Genomic DNA, 16,846 nt, shown 5'->3' on the forward strand with positions numbered 1-16,846 from the left:
CCGCGCCGGGCGCCGCCCGGTGACGGCTCCCCGGCACGTGCGCGCCGACGATCCCTCGCGCACCACGCTCGACAAGGCCGCGGACGAGAACTTCCCCGTGGCCCCCTTCTTCCTGCCGCGCGCCTGGCGCGACGACCTCATGGCCGTCTACGGCTACGCCCGCCTCGTCGACGACATCGGCGACGGCGACCTCGCCCCCGGCGGCGCCGACGCCCGCCACCTGGGCGTCGGACCCGAGGAGGCCGCCGACCGGCTCGTCCTCCTCGACGCCTTCGAGGAGGACCTGCGCCGGGTCTTCGACGGGACCCCCCGCCACCCGCTGCTGCGCGCCCTCCAGCCCACCGTCCGGCGCCACGGCCTCACCCCCGGCCCCTTCCTCGGCCTGATCCAGGCCAACCGCCAGGACCAGCTCGTCCGCCGCTACGAGACGTACGACGACCTCCTCGCCTACTGCGAGCTCTCCGCCAACCCCGTCGGCCGGCTCGTCCTCGCCCTCACCGGCACCGCCACCCCCGAGCGGATCCGCCGCTCCGACGAGATCTGCACCGCCCTCCAGATCGTCGAACACCTCCAGGACGTCGCCGAGGACCTCGGCCGCGACCGGATCTACCTCCCCGCCGAGGACCTCAAGCGGTTCCACGTCACCGAGGACGACCTGGCCCGCCCCACCGCCGGCGCCGCCGTGCGCTCCCTCGTCGCCTTCCAGGCCGAGCGCGCCCGCGACCTGCTGCACGCCGGCACCCCGCTCGTCGGAAGCGTCCACGGCCGCCTCCGCCTGCTCCTCACCGGCTTCACCGCCGGCGGACTCGCCGCACTCGACGCCATCGCCGCCGCCGGCTTCGACGTCCTCGCCGGCCCGCCGAAGCCCACCAAGCCGAGCCTTGCGCGCCGGGCGGGAGCGGTCCTGCTCCGGGCGCGAAGAGAGGGGGGATCGTGACCACGGAGGAAACGTCCCGGCCGTCCGCGCCGGTGCGGGCCGCCTACAGCTACTGCGAGGCCGTCACCGGCCAGCAGGCCCGCAACTTCGCCTACGGCATCCGCCTCCTGCCCACCGACAAGCGGCAGGCCATGTCGGCGCTGTACGCCTTCTCCCGGCGCGTCGACGACATCGGCGACGGCACCCTCGCCCCCGAGGAGAAGCGCGAGCGCCTGGAGACCACCCGGGCCCTGCTCGACCGGATCCGCAAGGGCGACGTCGCCGAGGACGACACCGATCCCGTCGCGGTCGCCCTCGCCGACTCCGCCCTCCGCTTCCCGATCCCCCTCGAAGGGCTCGACGAGCTGATCGACGGCGTCCTCATGGACGTCCGAGGCGCCACCTACCGCACCTGGGACGAGCTCAAGGACTACTGCCGGTGCGTCGCCGGCGCCATCGGCCGGCTCTCCCTCGGCGTCTTCGGCACGCAGCCCGGCGCCGCCGACGCCGACCGGGCCCCCGAGTACGCCGACACCCTCGGCCTCGCGCTCCAGCTCACCAACATCCTCCGGGACGTCCGCGAGGACGCCGGCAACGGCCGCACCTACCTGCCCGCAGAGGACCTCGCCCGCTTCGGCTGCGAGGGCGGTTTCGGCGGGGAGGACGGTTTCGGCGACGGCGCCCTGCCGCCCGGCGCCGACTTCGCCGGACTCGTCCACTTCGAGGTGCGCCGCGCCCGCGCCCTCTTCGTCGAGGGCTACCGGCTCCTCCCGATGCTCGACCGGCGCAGCGGCGCCTGCGTCGCCGCCATGGCCGGCATCTACCGCCGCCTCCTCGACCGCATCGAGCGCGACCCCGGGGCCGTGCTCCGCGGCCGGGTCTCGCTGCCCGGCCGGGAGAAGGCGTACGTCGCCGTCCGGGGCCTCTCGGGACTCGACGCCCGCCACATCGCCCGCACGGTCAGGAGGGGCGGCTGATGACCCCCGTCCCCACCGGTCAGGCCGGGAACCCGGCCCCGAGCGCCGTCGTCGTCGGCGGCGGGCTCGCCGGCATCACCACGGCGCTCCAGCTCGCCGACGCGGGCGTCGCCGTCACCCTCCTCGAAGGCCGGCCCCGCCTCGGCGGCCTCGCCTTCTCCTTCCGCCGCGGCGAGCTCACCGTCGACAACGGCCAGCACGTCTACCTGCGCTGCTGCACCGCCTACCGCTGGTTCCTCGACCGGATCGACGGCGCCCGCCTCGCCCCCCTCCAGGACCGGCTCGACGTCCCCGTCCTCGACGTCGCCCACCCCCGCGGCCCCCGCCTCGGCCGGCTCCGCCGCGACCCGCTGCCGGTCCCCTTCCACCTGGCCCGCAGCCTCGCCACGTACCCCCACCTCTCCCTCGCCGAGCGGGCCTCCGTCGGGCGCGCCGCCCTCGCCCTGAAGAAGCTCGACCCCGCCGACCCGGCCCTCGACGGCATCGACTTCGCCACCTGGCTCGGCCGCCACGGACAGTCCGCCCGCAGCATCGAGGCCCTGTGGGACCTCGTCGGCATCCCCACCCTCAACGCCCCCGCCCCGGACGCCTCCATGGGGCTCGCCGCCATGGTCTTCAAGACCGGGCTGCTCACCGACCCCGGCGCCGCCGACATCGGCTGGGCCCACGTGCCGCTCGGCCACCTCCACGACACCCTCGCCGGCAAGGTCCTCGACGGGCTCGGCGTCCGGACCCTGCTGCGCACCAAGGCCGAGCGGATCTCCCGTACCGACGACGGCCGCTGGAGCGTCGAGGTCCCCGGCGAGACCCTCGACGCCGACGCCGTCGTCCTCGCCGTGCCCCAGACCGAGACCCACGGACTGCTCCCCGAGGGCGCGCTCGACGACGTCGACCGGCTCCTCGACATCGGCACCGCGCCCATCCTCGACCTGCACGTGGTCTACGACCGCAAGGTGCTGAAGCGGCCCTTCTTCACCGCCCTCGGCTCCCCGGTCCAGTGGGTCTTCGACCGCACCGAGGCTTCCGGACTCACCGGCGGGGGACAGTACCTCGCCGTCTCGCAGTCCGCCGCCCAGGACGAGATCGACCGGCCCGTCGCCGCGCTCCGCGAGCGCTACCTCCCGGAGCTGGAGCGGCTGCTGCCCGCCGCCCGCGGCGCCGGGGTCCGCGACTTCTTCGTCACCCGGGAACGGACCGCCACCTTCGACCCCGCACCGGGCGTCGGGCGCCTCCGCCCCGGCACCCGCACCCGTGCGCCCGGCCTCTACCTGGCCGGCGCCTGGACCGCCACCGGCTGGCCCGCGACCATGGAAGGTGCCGTCCGAAGCGGCTTCAGCGCCGCCGGCGCGGTGCTCTCCGCCTTCGGCCGCCGCCACGACCATCCGCTGCAGGAGGCGGCATGAGTGTGATCACAGGAACCAGAGGAGAGACCGTGCCGACCGTGCCCCCGGGGACCCCGGCCGTCGACACCGCCGACGTGAACGCCCTGCTGGAGAGGGGGCGGACCCTGTCCACCCCCGTCATGCGGGCGGCCGTCGGCCGTCTCGCCCCGCCCATGGACACCGTGGCCGCCTACCACTTCGGCTGGATCGACGCCCAGGGCAACCCCACCGACGCCGACAGCGGAAAGGCCGTGCGCCCCGCGCTCGCCCTGCTCTCCGCCGAGGCCGCGGGCGCCGCGCCCGAGGTCGGCGTCCCCGGTGCCGTCGCCGTCGAACTCGTGCACAACTTCTCGCTGCTCCACGACGACCTCATGGACGGCGACGAGCAGCGCCGTCACCGCGACACGGTGTGGAAGGTGCACGGCCCCGCCCAGGCCATCCTGGTCGGCGACGCCCTCTTCGCCCTCGCCAACGAACTCCTCCTGGAACTCGGCACCGTGGAGGCCGGCCGCGCCACCCGCCGCCTCACCACCGCCTCCCGCAAGCTGATCGACGGGCAGGCCCAGGACATCTCCTACGAGCACCGCGAGCGGGTCACCGTCGAGGAGTGCCTGGAGATGGAGGGCAACAAGACGGGCGCCCTCCTCGCCTGCGCCGTCTCCATCGGTGCCGTCCTCGGCGGCGCCGACGACCGCACCGCCGACAAGCTGGAGGAGTACGGCTACCACCTCGGCCTCGCCTTCCAGGCCGTCGACGACCTCCTCGGCATCTGGGGCGACCCGGACGCCACCGGCAAGCAGACCTGGAGCGACCTGCGGCAGCGGAAGAAGTCGCTGCCGGTCGTCGCCGCCCTCGCGGCCGGCGGGGAGGCGTCCGAGCGGCTCGGCCTGCTGCTCGCCGAGGACGCCAAGTCCACCGACTTCGACTCCTTCACCGAGGAGGACTTCGCCTACCGCGCCGCCCTCATCGAGGAGGCCGGCGGCCGCGAGTGGACCGCCGAGGAGGCCCGCCGCCAGCACGGAAAAGCGCTCCGTGCCCTGCACGAGGTCGACATGCCCGCCCGGGTGCGCGACCAGCTGATCGCCCTCGCCGACTTCGTCGTCGTACGGAAGAAATGATCACCCACCGCCGGATATGAGTGCTTGGTCGCCGGCCGGTGCCACCCGGCACCGGCCGACGGCAGACCCGCAGGAGCAGAAGGAACCGACTGCACGAAGGGGACGCCATGACAGCGACGACCGACGGAAACGCCGGGGCTCTCGGCCCCCTCGCGACCGCGGCCAGCACCGCACCACAGCACCGCACCACCCCGCCGGGCGGCCTCGCCGCCGCCCCCGACCGTCTCGACGAGGCCGCGGCCCGCGCCGTCCGCGCGGCCACCGACCACCTCCTCGCCCGCCAGGCCCCCGAGGGCTGGTGGAAGGGCGACCTGGAGACCAACGTCACCATGGACGCCGAGGACCTCCTGCTCCGCAGGTTCCTCGGCATCCTCGACCCGGACACCACTGCGGCCGCCGCCCGCCACATCCGCAGCAGGCAGTACGAGGACGGCACCTGGCCCACCTTCCACGGCGGCCCCGGCGAACTCTCCGCCACCGTCGAGGCCTACGTCGCCCTCCGGCTCGCCGGCGACGCGCCCGAGGCCCCGCACATGGCCCGCGCCGCCGCCTGGATCCGGGACCGCGGCGGCATCGCCGCCACCCGGGTCTTCACCCGCATCTGGCTGGCCCTCTTCGGCTGGTGGCGCTGGGAGGACCTGCCCGAGCTGCCGCCCGAGCTGATCTTCCTGCCGAAGTGGTTCCCGCTGAACATCTACGACTTCGGCTGCTGGGCCCGGCAGACCATCGTGCCGCTCACCGTCGTCTCCGCGAAGCGCCCGGTCCGCCCCGCGCCCTTCTCCCTCGACGAGCTGCACACCGACCCCGGCCGTCCGGCGCCGCCGAGGCCGCTCGCCCCGCTCACCGGCTTCGACGGGATCTTCCAGCGCCTCGACAAGGCCCTGCACGTCTACCACCGGTTCGCCCCGCGCGGACTGCGCCGGGCGGCGATGAACTCCGCCGCCCGCTGGATCGTCGAACGGCAGGAGAACGACGGCTGCTGGGGCGGCATCCAGCCGCCCGCCGTCTACTCGGTGATCGCCCTCCACCTCCTCGGCTACGACCTGGAGCACCCCGTCATGCGGGCCGGCCTGGAGTCCCTGGACCGGTTCGCCGTCTGGCGCGAAGAGCCCGAGGGCCCGGTCCGCATGGTCGAGGCCTGCCAGTCACCCGTCTGGGACACCTGCCTCGCCACCATCGCCCTCGCCGACGCGGGCCTGCCCGCCGACCACCCGGCGCTCGTGAAGGCCGCGGACTGGATGCTCGACGAGGAGATCACCAAGGCCGGCGACTGGGCGGTGCGCCGCCCCGGACTCCCTCCCGGTGGCTGGGCGTTCGAGTTCCACAACGACAACTACCCCGACATCGACGACACAGCGGAGGTGATCCTCGCCCTGCGCCGGGTCCGCCACCCCGACCCCGCCCGGGTCGACGCCGCCGTCGCCCGCGCCGCCCGCTGGACCGCCGGAATGCAGTCCGGCAACGGCGCCTGGGGCGCCTTCGACGCCGACAACACCAGCCCCCTCCCCAACAAGCTGCCCTTCTGCGACTTCGGCGAGGTCATCGACCCGCCCTCGGCCGACGTCACCGCCCACGTGGTGGAGATGCTGGCGTACGAGGGCCGGGCCGAACACCCCCGCACCCGCAGGGGAATCGACTGGCTGCTCGCCGAACAGGAGCCGAACGGCGCCTGGTTCGGCCGCTGGGGCGTCAACTACGTGTACGGAACCGGCTCGGTGGTCCCCGCCCTCACCGCCGCCGGGCTCCCCGCCTCCCACCCGGCGATCCGCCGGGCCGTCGCCTGGCTCGCCTCCGTGCAGAACCAGGACGGCGGCTGGGGCGAGGACATGCGCTCGTACGACGACCGGTCCTGGATCGGCCGCGGCACCTCCACCGCCTCGCAGACCGCCTGGGCCCTCCTCGCCCTCCTCGCCGCCGGGGAGCGCGACTCCGAGACCGTCCGGCGGGGCGTGGCCTGGCTGGTGGAGACCCAGCGCGAGGACGGCTCCTGGGACGAGCCGTACTTCACCGGCACCGGCTTCCCCTGGGACTTCTCCATCAACTACCACCTGTACCGGCAGGTCTTCCCGCTCACCGCGCTCGGCCGGTACGTGCACGGCGATCCGTCGCCCGGCGGGGCCCCGTGACGGCCCGCGACCACCCGCCCGGCGACCCGGGGGCCGCCGTCCCGCCGCTGCTCGTCGCCTGCGCCCTCGGCATCGAACGGTTCGCCCTGCGAGGAGGCGGCGGCGAGCGCGGCGGGGCGCCCGGCCCGGTCCGGGTGGTCCGGACGGGCATGGGACCCGCCCACGCGGCCCGCGGCGTCTCCCGGGCGCTGGCCCGCGACGGCTGGAGCGGGGCCGCCGTCATCGCCTCCGGCTTCTGCGCCGGGCTCGCCCCCGGGATGCACCCCGGGGACCTGGTCGTCGCAGGGGAGACCCGGGACCCCCACGGCGCCACCCCCTGCGACGGCACCGACCTCCTCGTCAAGGCGCTCGCCAGGGCGCTGCCCGGCAGGACCGTGCACACCGGCCCGCTGACCGGCTCCGACCACGTGGTGCGCGGCCCCGAGCGGGCCGCGCTGGCCGCCGGCGGGGCGATCGCCGTCGACATGGAGTCCGCCGCCACCCTCCGTACCGCACGGGCGGCCGGATCCCGCCCGGTTGCGGCCGTACGGGTGGTCGTGGACGCTCCAGAACACGAACTGGTCCGGATCGGCACGGTACGCGGGGGAATATCGGCCTTCCGCGTCCTTCGTGCCGTCCTTCCCGCTTTCTTCGAATGGCACCGTTCTCTGCTGCTCCCCAGGAGGTGAGCGAGTCATGGCCATGCCGCTCCGTCAGTCCGTCCGGGTCGGGACCTATCTGCTCGAACAGAAGCTCCGCAAGCGGGACAAGTTCCCCCTCATCGTCGAACTTGAGCCGCTCTACGCCTGCAACCTCAAGTGCGAGGGCTGCGGCAAGATCCAGCACCCGGCCGGCGTCCTCAAGCAGCGCATGCCGGTCGCCCAGGCGGTCGGCGCCGTCCTGGAGTCCGGCGCCCCGATGGTCTCCATCGCCGGCGGCGAACCCCTGATGCACCCCCAGATCCACGAGATCGTGCGCCAGCTGGTCGCCCGCCGGAAATACGTCTTCCTCTGCACCAACGCGCTGCTGCTCCGCAAGAAGCTCGCCGATTTCAAGCCGTCCCCGTACTTCGCCTTCGCCGTGCACATCGACGGACTGCGCGAACGCCACGACGAATCGGTGGCCAAGGAAGGCGTCTTCGACGAGGCCGTGGCCGCGATCAAGGAGGCCAAGCGGCGCGGATTCCGGGTCACCACCAATTCGACCTTCTTCAACACCGACACCCCGCAGACCATCATCGAGGTGCTGAATTTCCTCAACGACGACCTCCAGGTCGACGAAATGATGATCTCGCCCGCCTATGCCTACGAGAAGGCGCCCGACCAGGAACACTTCCTCGGCGTCGAACAGACCAGGGAACTCTTCAAGAAGGCGTTCGCCGGCGGCAACCGGAGCCGCTGGCGGCTCAACCACTCGCCGCTCTTCCTCGACTTCCTCGAAGGGAAGGCCGACTTCCCCTGCACCGCCTGGGCGATCCCCAACTACTCCCTCTTCGGGTGGCAGCGCCCCTGCTATCTGATGAGCGACGGCTACGTCCCCACCTACCGCGAACTCGTGGAGGAGACCGACTGGGACAAATACGGCCGCGGCAAGGACCCGCGCTGCGCCAACTGCATGGCGCACTGCGGCTACGAACCCACCGCCGTGCTCGCCACCATGGGCTCCCTCAAGGAGTCACTGCGGGCGGTCCGCGAGACCGTCTCCGGAAGCTGAGGGCGGGCCATGACCGACGGGTTCGACCTGCGGGCGCTGCTCGCGGAGCGCGGTGGCGAGCGGTACGAGCTGCACGCCCGCCACCTCAACCCGCAGCTGCCGCGGATGCTGCGCACCATCGGCTTCGACAAGGTCTACGAGCGGGCCGCCGGCGCCCACTTCTGGGACGCCGACGGCAACGACCACCTCGACATGCTCGCCGGCTTCGGCGTCATGGGCCTCGGCCGGCACCACCCCGTCGTCCGCAAGGCCCTGCACGACGTCCTCGACGCCGACCTCCCCGACCTCACCCGCTTCGACTGCCCGCCGCTGCCCGGACTGCTCGCCGAGCGGCTGCTCGCCCACAGCCCCCACCTCGACCGGGTCTTCTTCGGCAACAGCGGCACCGAGGCCGTCGAGACCGCCCTGAAATTCGCCCGGTACGCCACCGGCCGGCCCAGGATCGTCTACTGCGAGCACGCCTTCCACGGGCTCACCACCGGTGCCCTCTCCGTCAACGGCGAGAACGGGTTCCGGGCGGGCTTCGACCCGCTGCTCCCCGACACGCCGATCGCGCTCGGCGACCTCGACGCCCTGGAGCGCGAGCTCCGCAGGGGCGACGTGGCCGCCTTCGTCGTCGAGCCGATCCAGGGCAAGGGCGTCCACGAGAGCCCGCCCGGCTTCCTGGCCGCCGCCCAGGAGCTGCTGCGCCGGCACGGGGCGCTGCTGATCGCCGACGAGGTGCAGACCGGCCTCGGCAGGACCGGCGACTTCTACGCGTACCAGCACGAGGACGGCGTCGAGCCGGACCTGGTGTGCGTGGCGAAGGCGCTCTCCGGCGGCTACGTGCCGGTCGGCGCCACCCTCGGCAAGGACTGGATCTTCAAGAGGGTCTACTCCTCGATGGACCGGGTCCTGGTCCACTCGGCCAGCTTCGGCTCCAACGCCCAGGCGATGGCCGCCGGGCTCGCGGTCCTTTCGGTGATGGAGTCCGAGGGGACGGTCGCGCACGTGCGGCGCGTCGGCGGACTTCTCAGGAGCCGCCTGGAGGAGCTGGTGCCCCGGTACGAGCTGCTGCACGAGATCCGCGGCCGGGGGCTGATGATCGGCATCGAGTTCGGCCGGCCGACCTCGCTGGGGCTGCGCGGCCGGTGGACGATGCTCCAGACGGCCCGCAAGGGGCTCTTCGCGCAGATGGTGGTGGTCCCGCTGCTCCAGCGGCACCGGATCCTCACCCAGGTCTCCGGGGACCGCCTGGAGGTGATCAAGCTGATCCCGCCGCTGGTGATCGACGAGGCGGACGTGGACCGGTTCGTCACCGCCTTCACCGCCGTCATGGACGACGCCCACGGTGGCGGCGGACTGATGTGGGACTTCGGGAAGACGCTGGTCAAGCAGGCGGTCACCCAGCGCTGAGCCTGACGCGACCGCCGGTTTTTGCCTCTGGGGCAAGAAACTTGCCCCAGAGGCACGACCCTGGCGGAATGGACGCATGGACCACGTCCCCCGGGGCCCCGCCCCGGAAACCGCCGCGCCCGCCACGGTGCCCGACGTCGCCCCGCGGCTGCGGGCCCTGCGCCGACGCCGGGGGCTCACCCTGGAGGCCGCCGCCCAGCGGGCCGGACTCTCCCCGGCGCACCTCTCGCGCCTGGAGACCGGGAACCGGCAGCCCTCGCTGCCGATGCTGCTGGCCCTCGCCCGTATCTACGGTACGACCGTCGCCGAGCTGCTGGGGGAGGCCCCGCCCGAACGCGACCCGGTGATCAGGGCCGGCCGTTCGGAGCCGGTCGAGGCCGACGGCTGGATCTACCGGCAGGCCGGCGGGGCGGGGCGGGCCCTGCAGTGCCTGCGCGTCCACGTGCCCTCCGCGACCCGGGCCGACATCGTGCGGGTCCATCCCGGCGAGGAGTGGATCCACGTCCTGGAGGGGCGGGTGCGGCTCGCGCTCGGCGAGACCGTGCACCTCCTCGATCCCGGGGACAGCGCGCACTTCGACTCGCTCACCCCGCACCGGATCGGCGCCGTCGGCCCGGCCGGTGCCGAGCTCCTCTTCGTCCACACCCTGATGCAGAGCCCCACCGCCGAGCTGTGCCTCGGCGACGGGACCCCGCACCGGCGCTGACACCCCGAAAGGTGATGACATGTCCGACAAATCCGTATCGGTCACCGGTGAGGAGCGCGGCGAGGGCAGGTTCCCCAAGGGGCTGGCGCTCCGCCTCTTCGCCTACCTGGTCGCCGGACACCTCTTCGCCGGCTTCCTCTACCTGCTCTTCGTGCTCGGCGGGCAGAACGGCTGAGGTGCTCACCCCTCCGTGAGCAGCCGGTCCTTCAGCCGCTCCCGGGTCGCGGGCGCCAGCCTCAGCCCCTCCGTGAGGTAGGTGTCCACGGAGCCCCAGGTGGTGTCGATCGTGTCGAAGGCGGCCCGCAGGTACTCCACCCGCGCGTCGAAGAGCGGACTCAGCAGCTCCATCACCTCGGGCGCCGTTCCGTCAGGGGCGGTGGAGCTGCGGCGCACCCGGTACCGGCGGTGGGGCGCGCCGGACTTCACGTAGTCGGCCTCGATCGCCCCGCGCTCCACGTCAAGCGCGAGCAGGGTGACGGCGATCGAGAGCCCGGCGCGGTCCTTGCCGGCCGCGCAGTGCATCAGGGCCGGGACGGAGTCCTCGGCGAGGGAGTGCAGGACCCGGCTGTGCTCGGCGGTCCGCTCCACAACCATCCTGCGGTACGAGGAGGCCATCCGGGCCGCGGCCCTGCCCTCGCCCAGCAGGTCCCGCAGCGTGCCGAGGTCGCCCTCGTGGACCATCCGCCAGAACTCCTTGCCGTCGGCGGGGTCGCTCAGGGGTATGTTCACGTTCCGTACGCCCGGGAGCTCGACGTCCGGTCCCTCCACCTTGGCGTCGGCCGCGTTGCGGAAGTCGAAGACGGTGTGCAGGCCGAGGCCGGAGAGGAAGGCCGCGTCGGACTCGGTGGCGGCGGCGAGGTGGCCGCTGCGGAAGAGGGTGCCGGGCCGGACGGCCCGTCCGTCCGTCGTCGGCAGGCCGCCCACGTCCCGGAAGTTGCGGACCTCCGTGAGCTCGGGCTCACCGGGTTCGAGGGGCTGGACCTGCGGCGACTGCTGCGTCACGGATGCTCCTGGGGGTAGGCGTCCACGGGTGCGGTACGAGATCGGTTCCTCCCGCAATCATCCCGTCGCGCGGGGCGCGGCGCACCCCCCTGACCGGTAATGGGTGATCTGTCCGTATTGATAGCTCTTGGGGTAACGCGCCCTGGTTGAAGGGGAGATGGAATTCGGCGCGTGAGCAGCGTCATAAAAGTGACGGATCGTGGCCGACCGCCCGGCTCAACCACCGCCCCGGAAAAGGGGATCGAAGGACCGCCGTCGACGGAGGGTGACCGGAATTCCGGGCCCGAAGATCGCCCCGGAATGTCCGCTGAATTCCGCGGCTTGTTCACGCCGACCCCGCTCGTCTAGCGTCGCCGTCACTCCGGTCGGACCGCCGAATCCTGCCACCGTCCGGAATTCGACCCCATCCCATGCGCGGCAGGAGCGGGGGACCCAAGGAAGTACGCCGGTCCCGCGACGCAGGACGGCTCGGGGTGAAGCCGCGCGAGAAACGCGGCCGGACATCTCCAGTCCGAACCCGACAGCTCACCTCGCAGGCGCCGGAGAGGAATTCGCCATGCCCGCGAAGGGTAAGCACCGCCGCCAGAAGTCCAACCCGTTCACCCGCGGCCTGGTCGCCGCCGGCACCGGCGGCGCCGTCGTCGCCCTGCCGTTCATCGGCGCGACCGGCGCCCACGCCGCCGAGCAGGCCGCCCCGGCCGTCGTCCCCGGCGCCGTGGTGAGCGCCGCCGCCCAGGTCCAGGCGCAGGCCGCCGCGCCGAAGGCCGCCCCGAAGACGTACACCGTCGTCGTCGGCGACTACCTCTCCAAGATCGCCGCCGACCACGGCCTCGCCGGCGGCTGGCAGAAGCTCTACGCCGACAACCGCCAGGTCGTCGGCGAGAACCCCTCGCTGATCCTCCCGGGCATGGAGCTCACCCTCGGCGCCAAGAGCCCCGCCAAGGCCGCCGCCCCGAAGAAGGCCGCTCCGGCTCCGAAGAAGGCCGCCGTCAAGGCCGCTCCGAAGAAGGCCGCCCCGAAGGCCGAGCGCAAGGCCGCCCCGAAGGCGCAGCCCTCCGGTGAGCAGACCCGCGCCTCGCGCTCCGCCGAGCGCGCCGCCGCCCCGGTCACCGCCCCGCAGACCGCCTCCACCGGCTGGGTCGCCCCCGTCCCCGGCGGCGTCTCCACCCCCTACCGCGCCTCCGGCTCCATGTGGTCCTCCGGCTACCACACCGGTGCCGACTTCATCGCCTCCTCCGGCACCTCCGTCCGTGCCGTCGGCGCCGGCACGGTCGTCTCCGCCGGCTGGAGCGGCGCGTACGGCAACGAGGTCGTCATCCAGCACGCCGACGGCAACTACTCGCAGTACGCCCACCTCTCCTCCCTCGCCGTCTCGGCCGGCCAGTCGGTGAGCGGCGGCCAGCAGATCGGCCTCTCCGGCTCCACCGGCAACTCCACCGGCCCGCACCTGCACTTCGAGATCCGCACCACGCCGAGCTACGGCTCCGACATCGACCCGCTGGCCTACCTGCGCCAGCACGGCGTCTCGATCTGAGCCGTCCGGCGGACAGCGCTCCCGGAGGCCCGGCACCCTGGTGCCGGGCCTCCGCCCGTTCCGGGTATTCCGGTTTGGCACATTCTTTATCGGTGGCATATATCACCCACCGTCAACCCCTCCTTACGGTCGCGTAGGTCACATCCGGAACGGAAGGATGTGCTGCCGTGGCAGACGATTCGAGAGCAACAGACAAGAACGCGTTCGGGGCATTCCGGTCATTCGGGTCGTACGTGGCGATCGGTGACAGCTTCACCGAGGGCGTCGGAGACCCCGGACCCGACGGGGCCTACGTCGGCTGGGCGGACCGCTTCGCGGTGCTCCTCGCCGACCAGCTGCCGGAGTCCGAGGACTTCCGCTACGCCAACCTGGCGGTCCGCGGCCGCCTCCTCGACCAGATCGTGTCCGAGCAGGTGCCCCGGGCGAAGGAACTCGCCCCCCAGCTCGTGACCTTCTGCGCGGGCGGCAACGACATCATCCGCCCAGGCACCGACCCCGACGACGTCGCCGAGCGCTTCGAGCGGGCCGTGAAGGACCTCACCTCCGCCGTCGGCACCGTCATGGTGACCACCGGCTTCGACACCCGCGACGTGCCCGTGCTCAAGCACCTGCGCGGCAAGATCGCCACGTACACGGCCCACGTCCGCGCCATCGCCGACCGCTACGACTGCCCGGTCCTCGACCTGTGGTCGCTGAAGTCGGTCCAGGACCGCCGGGCCTGGGACGACGACCGGCTGCACCTCTCGCCCGAGGGCCACACCCGGGTCGCGCTGCGCGCCGCCCAGGTCCTCGGCCTGCCGGTCCCGGCCGACCCGGACCAGCCGTGGCCGCCGCTGCCCGCCCGGGGCACCCTGGAGGTCCGCCGCGACGACATCCTCTGGGCGCGCGAGTACCTGGTGCCGTGGATCGGGCGCCGGCTGCGCGGCGAGAGCTCCGGCGACCACGTCGAGGCCAAGCGCCCCGACCTCATGCCCCTGTGACTCCCGGACGTCCGGCGGGGATCCGCTCCAGGACCCCGCCGGCGAAGACGTCGTACAGCGGCAGCGTCTCCAGGTGGACGTAGCCGATGTGGCAGTCGCAGACGGCGAGCGGGCAGGGGCGCGGGCGCAGCGCGGCACGGTAGGAGCCGTCGTACAGGTTGCCGAGCTCGGCCCTGACGAAGTGGCAGCGCCGCACCGTGCCCCCGCCGTCCACCGACACCACCGACGCGCCGGTGCGGCACGGCAGCCCCGCCGAGCGGTGCGGATGCCGGCTGTACGGGAAGAGCGGGTCGACCGCCGTCCACGCCGCCGCCTCCGCGTCGGTGTACGTGTGCCCCTCGGCCGCGTTCACCCACAGGTAGACGTGGTCCGGCAGGGCCTCCCGCAGCCGCAGCGCCTCCCCGTGGTGCTCGGGCAGGCCCACGATCCCCACGCTGAACCGGACGCCCCGGTCCGCCAGGTCACGGGCCTTGCCGAGGAAGCGGTCGTACGGCGTCTGGCCCGGGTGGTACGTGCACCACAGGGCCAGCGTGTCCAGGTCGGCGCCGTCGAGCCACGAGGTCCGGCAGCTCAGATTGGTCTGGATCGCCACCCGCTCCACGTGCGGCAGCCGCGACAGCTCCACCATCGCCCGCCGGTACCAGGAGCGGACCAGGCCCTCGCCCCACGGGGTGAAGAGGATCCGCAGCCGGTCCCCGGTCTGCCCGGCCGCCCAGCCGGTGAACCGCTCCAGGGCCGCCCGGTCCGCCCGCAGCGTCTCCGGACCGTCACGCCGCTTGGCGAAGGGGCAGTACGGGCAGTCGTAGTCGCAGGAGGCCAGCGGCCCCCGGTACAGCAGCGTCAGCTCCACGACCGCCCCCTACTTCGGCTCGTACGCGGCCATCGCGGCCCGCACCGCCGGGGAGAACAGCTCGGGACCGAGCCCGTCCGAGTACGCGAGCCCCTCCGCCGACAGCCTCAGCAGCCCGTCAGGCGCCGCCCCGTCCAGCCAGCCGTACGCCGCGAACCTGCCGAGCTCCGCGCCGAAGTCCTCGTACACCGTCGAGCCGAACCGCTTCTCGTACCCGGCGAGTTCCATCCCCTCCGCCTGGAGCAGCGACTGCAGGAGGTGCCGGCGGCGGGCCTCCGCGCCGTCCACCCACCGACCGACCTCGGCCCGGGAGAAGTCCGCCGTCTCCGTGTAGGCGTCGATGATCGACCGTATCTCCCGCATCTCCACCGCGTAGTCGAAGGAATAGTGCAGCGCGGCGGTGTACGAGCGGGCACCGCAGCCCAGGCCGATCATGCCGTCCGTCTGGCAGGCGTGGTCGTCCGGACCGGCCGGGTCCGCGCCGGACCGGCGGAACATCCGCATCGACACCTGCTCGTAGCCGTGCGCGAGGAGGTGGTCCCGGCCCTGCCGGTAGAGCCGCAGCCGCCGCTCGTCCCACTCCCGGTCCGACTCGGCGGGGCCCGAGCGGCCGAGCCCGGTCAGCGGACGCACGTACAGCGGGTACAGGTACAGCTCCTCGGGCCGCCAGGCGAGCGCCGCGTCCAGCGAGTACCGCCAGGACTCCGGGGTCTGCCCGTCGATGCCGTAGATGAGGTCGATGTTGAGCACCGGCACGCCGGAGTCCCGGATCCGGCCGAGCGCCGCCTCCACGTCCGCGCGGCGCTGCGGCCGGACCGCCGCCCGCGCCTCGGCGTCGACGAAGCTCTGCACCCCGATGCTCAGCCGGGTCGCGCCCCGCCCGGCGAGGACCGCGAGCCGGTCGGCGGTGGCGGTGGCCGGCGAGGTCTCCACGGAGAGAGGTATCGCCCGCAGGTCAGCCCCCATGCGGTGCTCGGCGATGTCGCAGAGCCGCGCCAGCTCGGCGGCGGTCAGGAAGGTGGGGGTGCCGCCGCCGAACGCCGCCGTCGCGAATCGCACCGGCTCCGTGTCGCCCAGCGCCTCCCGGACGGCCACGGCCTGCCGGTCGAGCGCGTCGAGGTAGCGGGTCGTCAGCTCGTCCGGGGCGCCGATCCGGGTGAAGAGGTTGCAGAAGCCGCAGCGGACCTCGCAGAACGGCACGTGCGCGTAGAGCGAGAGGGCGTCCTTCGGCTCGTCCGCCCAGAGCGCGGCGAGCCCCGGCCGCTCGGGCAGCGGCCGGTACGCCGTCTTGTGCGGGTAGGCGTACACGTACGAGCGGTACGGGCGGGGGAGCGGGGCGCCGGTCACGCGGCGGCTCCTTCCCGGGGACCGTCCAGCGTGAACTGCGCGTACGGCACCGTCCACACCACCTCGTGGCCGAGCCGGTGCCCCGTGTACCCGTCGTCGCCGTACGCCGTGCCGTGGTCCGAGCAGACGATCGCGAAGCAGCGGCGGCGGGAGGACATCGCGGCGAACAGCCGCCCGACGTGCCGGTCCACGTACTCCAGGGCCGCCGCGTGGGTGGCCCGCGAGTCGCCGGCCTCCCGGGTCGCCCCCGGCAGGTGGAACCAGTTCGGCTGGTGCAGCGCCGACACGTTCACGAAGAGGAACAGCCTCCGGTCCGACGGCAGCGCCGCCACCACCTCCTCGGCCCGCGCCACCTGCGCCTCGAACGAGGTCGGCGAGGCCACCCCGAAGGACGGCTCCCAGTGGCTCTCCTGGAAGAGGCCGGGGAGCACCGAACCGAGCGGCGGCCGATTGTTGAAGAAGCCGACGCCGCCCACGCACACCGTCCGGTAGCCCTCGGCGGCCAGCGCCGAGACCAGGTCGGGGGCGTCGTACACGTAGGTGCCGTCCGCGGTGGTCTCGCTGCCCGCGAACCGGGCCGCGAAGAGCCGGGGGTGCGGTCCCGGCGCGGCCGGAGTCGGCAGGAAACCGGCGAAGATCGCCTGGTGGGAGGCGTAGGTGAAACTGCCGGGGGCGTGCCGCCGCTCCCAGCGGCCGTCCGGGAGGTGCCGGGCCAGGTTCGGTATGCGGCCGGCGGCGGCCAGCTCGGCGGCCACGTCGTACCGGAGGGTGTCGAGGGTGACCAGGAGCAGGTCATGGCTGCCGACGATCCCGTTCATGTC

16 protein-coding genes and 1 riboswitch are annotated in these 16,846 nt (G+C 73.4%); of the genes, 12 read left to right on the top strand and 4 right to left on the bottom strand.

What is annotated here, in order from left to right; translation table 11 throughout:
* The first annotated feature begins 37 nt into the window (after window positions 1–37).
* The 10 genes from hpnC to QK442_RS22900 all read left to right on the top strand — a co-directional run bounded on the left by hpnC (window position 38) and on the right by QK442_RS22900 (window position 10,487).
* Window positions 38–937: a squalene synthase HpnC gene (hpnC, locus tag QK442_RS22855; protein ID WP_282695896.1), complete on the top strand. Its 900-nt coding sequence runs from the start codon at window positions 38–40 to the stop codon at window positions 935–937.
* Complete coding sequence (hpnD, locus tag QK442_RS22860) at window positions 934–1,893, top strand: presqualene diphosphate synthase HpnD (RefSeq protein WP_282695897.1); 960 nt, start codon at window positions 934–936, stop codon at window positions 1,891–1,893. Before hpnC ends, hpnD begins: the two co-directional genes overlap by 4 nt.
* Window positions 1,893–3,296 (top strand): hydroxysqualene dehydroxylase HpnE, encoded by a 1,404-nt coding sequence (gene hpnE / locus QK442_RS22865; protein WP_282695898.1) that lies wholly within the window; start codon window positions 1,893–1,895, stop codon window positions 3,294–3,296. Before hpnD ends, hpnE begins: the two co-directional genes overlap by 1 nt.
* The gene (locus QK442_RS22870) at window positions 3,293–4,393 is read left to right on the top strand and encodes a polyprenyl synthetase family protein (protein ID WP_282695899.1); all 1,101 of its coding nucleotides are present in this window, start codon (window positions 3,293–3,295) and stop codon (window positions 4,391–4,393) included. The genes hpnE and QK442_RS22870 overlap by 4 nt, the downstream gene beginning before the upstream one ends.
* Window positions 4,394–4,500: 107 nt before the next feature.
* The gene (shc, locus tag QK442_RS22875; RefSeq protein WP_282695900.1) at window positions 4,501–6,519 is read left to right on the top strand and encodes a squalene--hopene cyclase; all 2,019 of its coding nucleotides are present in this window, start codon (window positions 4,501–4,503) and stop codon (window positions 6,517–6,519) included.
* Entirely contained in the window at window positions 6,516–7,187 is a 672-nt protein-coding gene (locus QK442_RS22880; protein ID WP_282695901.1) for a 1-hydroxy-2-methyl-2-butenyl 4-diphosphate reductase, read from the top strand. The genes shc and QK442_RS22880 overlap by 4 nt, the downstream gene beginning before the upstream one ends.
* Window positions 7,188–7,194: 7 nt before the next feature.
* Window positions 7,195–8,211 (top strand): adenosyl-hopene transferase HpnH, encoded by a 1,017-nt coding sequence (gene hpnH, locus QK442_RS22885; protein WP_282695902.1) that lies wholly within the window; start codon window positions 7,195–7,197, stop codon window positions 8,209–8,211.
* 9 nt (window positions 8,212–8,220) lie between these two features.
* On the top strand, window positions 8,221–9,606 hold the full coding sequence (locus QK442_RS22890; RefSeq protein WP_282695903.1) for an aspartate aminotransferase family protein: 1,386 nt from the start codon (window positions 8,221–8,223) through the stop codon (window positions 9,604–9,606).
* A gap of 76 nt (window positions 9,607–9,682) precedes the next feature.
* Entirely contained in the window at window positions 9,683–10,312 is a 630-nt protein-coding gene (locus QK442_RS22895; RefSeq protein ID WP_282695904.1) for a helix-turn-helix domain-containing protein, read from the top strand.
* Between the two features lie 19 nt (window positions 10,313–10,331).
* Complete coding sequence (locus QK442_RS22900) at window positions 10,332–10,487, top strand: DUF6126 family protein (RefSeq protein WP_282695905.1); 156 nt, start codon at window positions 10,332–10,334, stop codon at window positions 10,485–10,487.
* A 5-nt stretch (window positions 10,488–10,492) separates the two neighbouring features.
* Here the strand turns inward: QK442_RS22900 and QK442_RS22905 are convergent, their stop codons facing one another.
* Window positions 10,493–11,314 (bottom strand): tyrosine-protein phosphatase, encoded by an 822-nt coding sequence (locus QK442_RS22905; RefSeq protein WP_282695906.1) that lies wholly within the window; start codon window positions 11,312–11,314, stop codon window positions 10,493–10,495.
* A gap of 389 nt (window positions 11,315–11,703) precedes the next feature.
* Window positions 11,704–11,866: riboswitch (cyclic di-AMP (ydaO/yuaA leader) on the top strand.
* A gap of 4 nt (window positions 11,867–11,870) precedes the next feature.
* Between QK442_RS22905 and QK442_RS22910 the strand changes: the two genes are divergently transcribed.
* A complete protein-coding gene (locus QK442_RS22910; RefSeq protein WP_282695907.1) occupies window positions 11,871–12,848 on the top strand; it encodes a LysM peptidoglycan-binding domain-containing M23 family metallopeptidase in 978 nt (325 codons plus the stop codon).
* A 167-nt stretch (window positions 12,849–13,015) separates the two neighbouring features.
* The gene (locus tag QK442_RS22915; protein WP_282695908.1) at window positions 13,016–13,828 is read left to right on the top strand and encodes an SGNH/GDSL hydrolase family protein; all 813 of its coding nucleotides are present in this window, start codon (window positions 13,016–13,018) and stop codon (window positions 13,826–13,828) included.
* Here QK442_RS22915 and QK442_RS22920 read toward each other — a convergent pair.
* The 3 genes from QK442_RS22920 to QK442_RS22930 are packed head-to-tail and all read right to left on the bottom strand — an operon-like array spanning window position 13,815 to window position 16,843.
* The gene (locus QK442_RS22920; protein WP_282695909.1) at window positions 13,815–14,678 is read right to left on the bottom strand and encodes an STM4011 family radical SAM protein; all 864 of its coding nucleotides are present in this window, start codon (window positions 14,676–14,678) and stop codon (window positions 13,815–13,817) included. The genes QK442_RS22915 and QK442_RS22920 overlap by 14 nt on opposite strands.
* 9 nt (window positions 14,679–14,687) lie before the next feature.
* A complete protein-coding gene (locus QK442_RS22925; RefSeq protein WP_282695910.1) occupies window positions 14,688–16,025 on the bottom strand; it encodes an STM4012 family radical SAM protein in 1,338 nt (445 codons plus the stop codon).
* A complete protein-coding gene (locus QK442_RS22930) occupies window positions 16,022–16,843 on the bottom strand; it encodes an STM4013/SEN3800 family hydrolase (protein ID WP_282695973.1) in 822 nt (273 codons plus the stop codon). The genes QK442_RS22925 and QK442_RS22930 overlap by 4 nt, the downstream gene beginning before the upstream one ends.
* Window positions 16,844–16,846: the final 3 nt, after the last annotated feature.

This window comes from Streptomyces sp. CC208A, assembly GCF_030010625.1.
Lineage (GTDB): Bacteria > Actinomycetota > Actinomycetes > Streptomycetales > Streptomycetaceae > Streptomyces.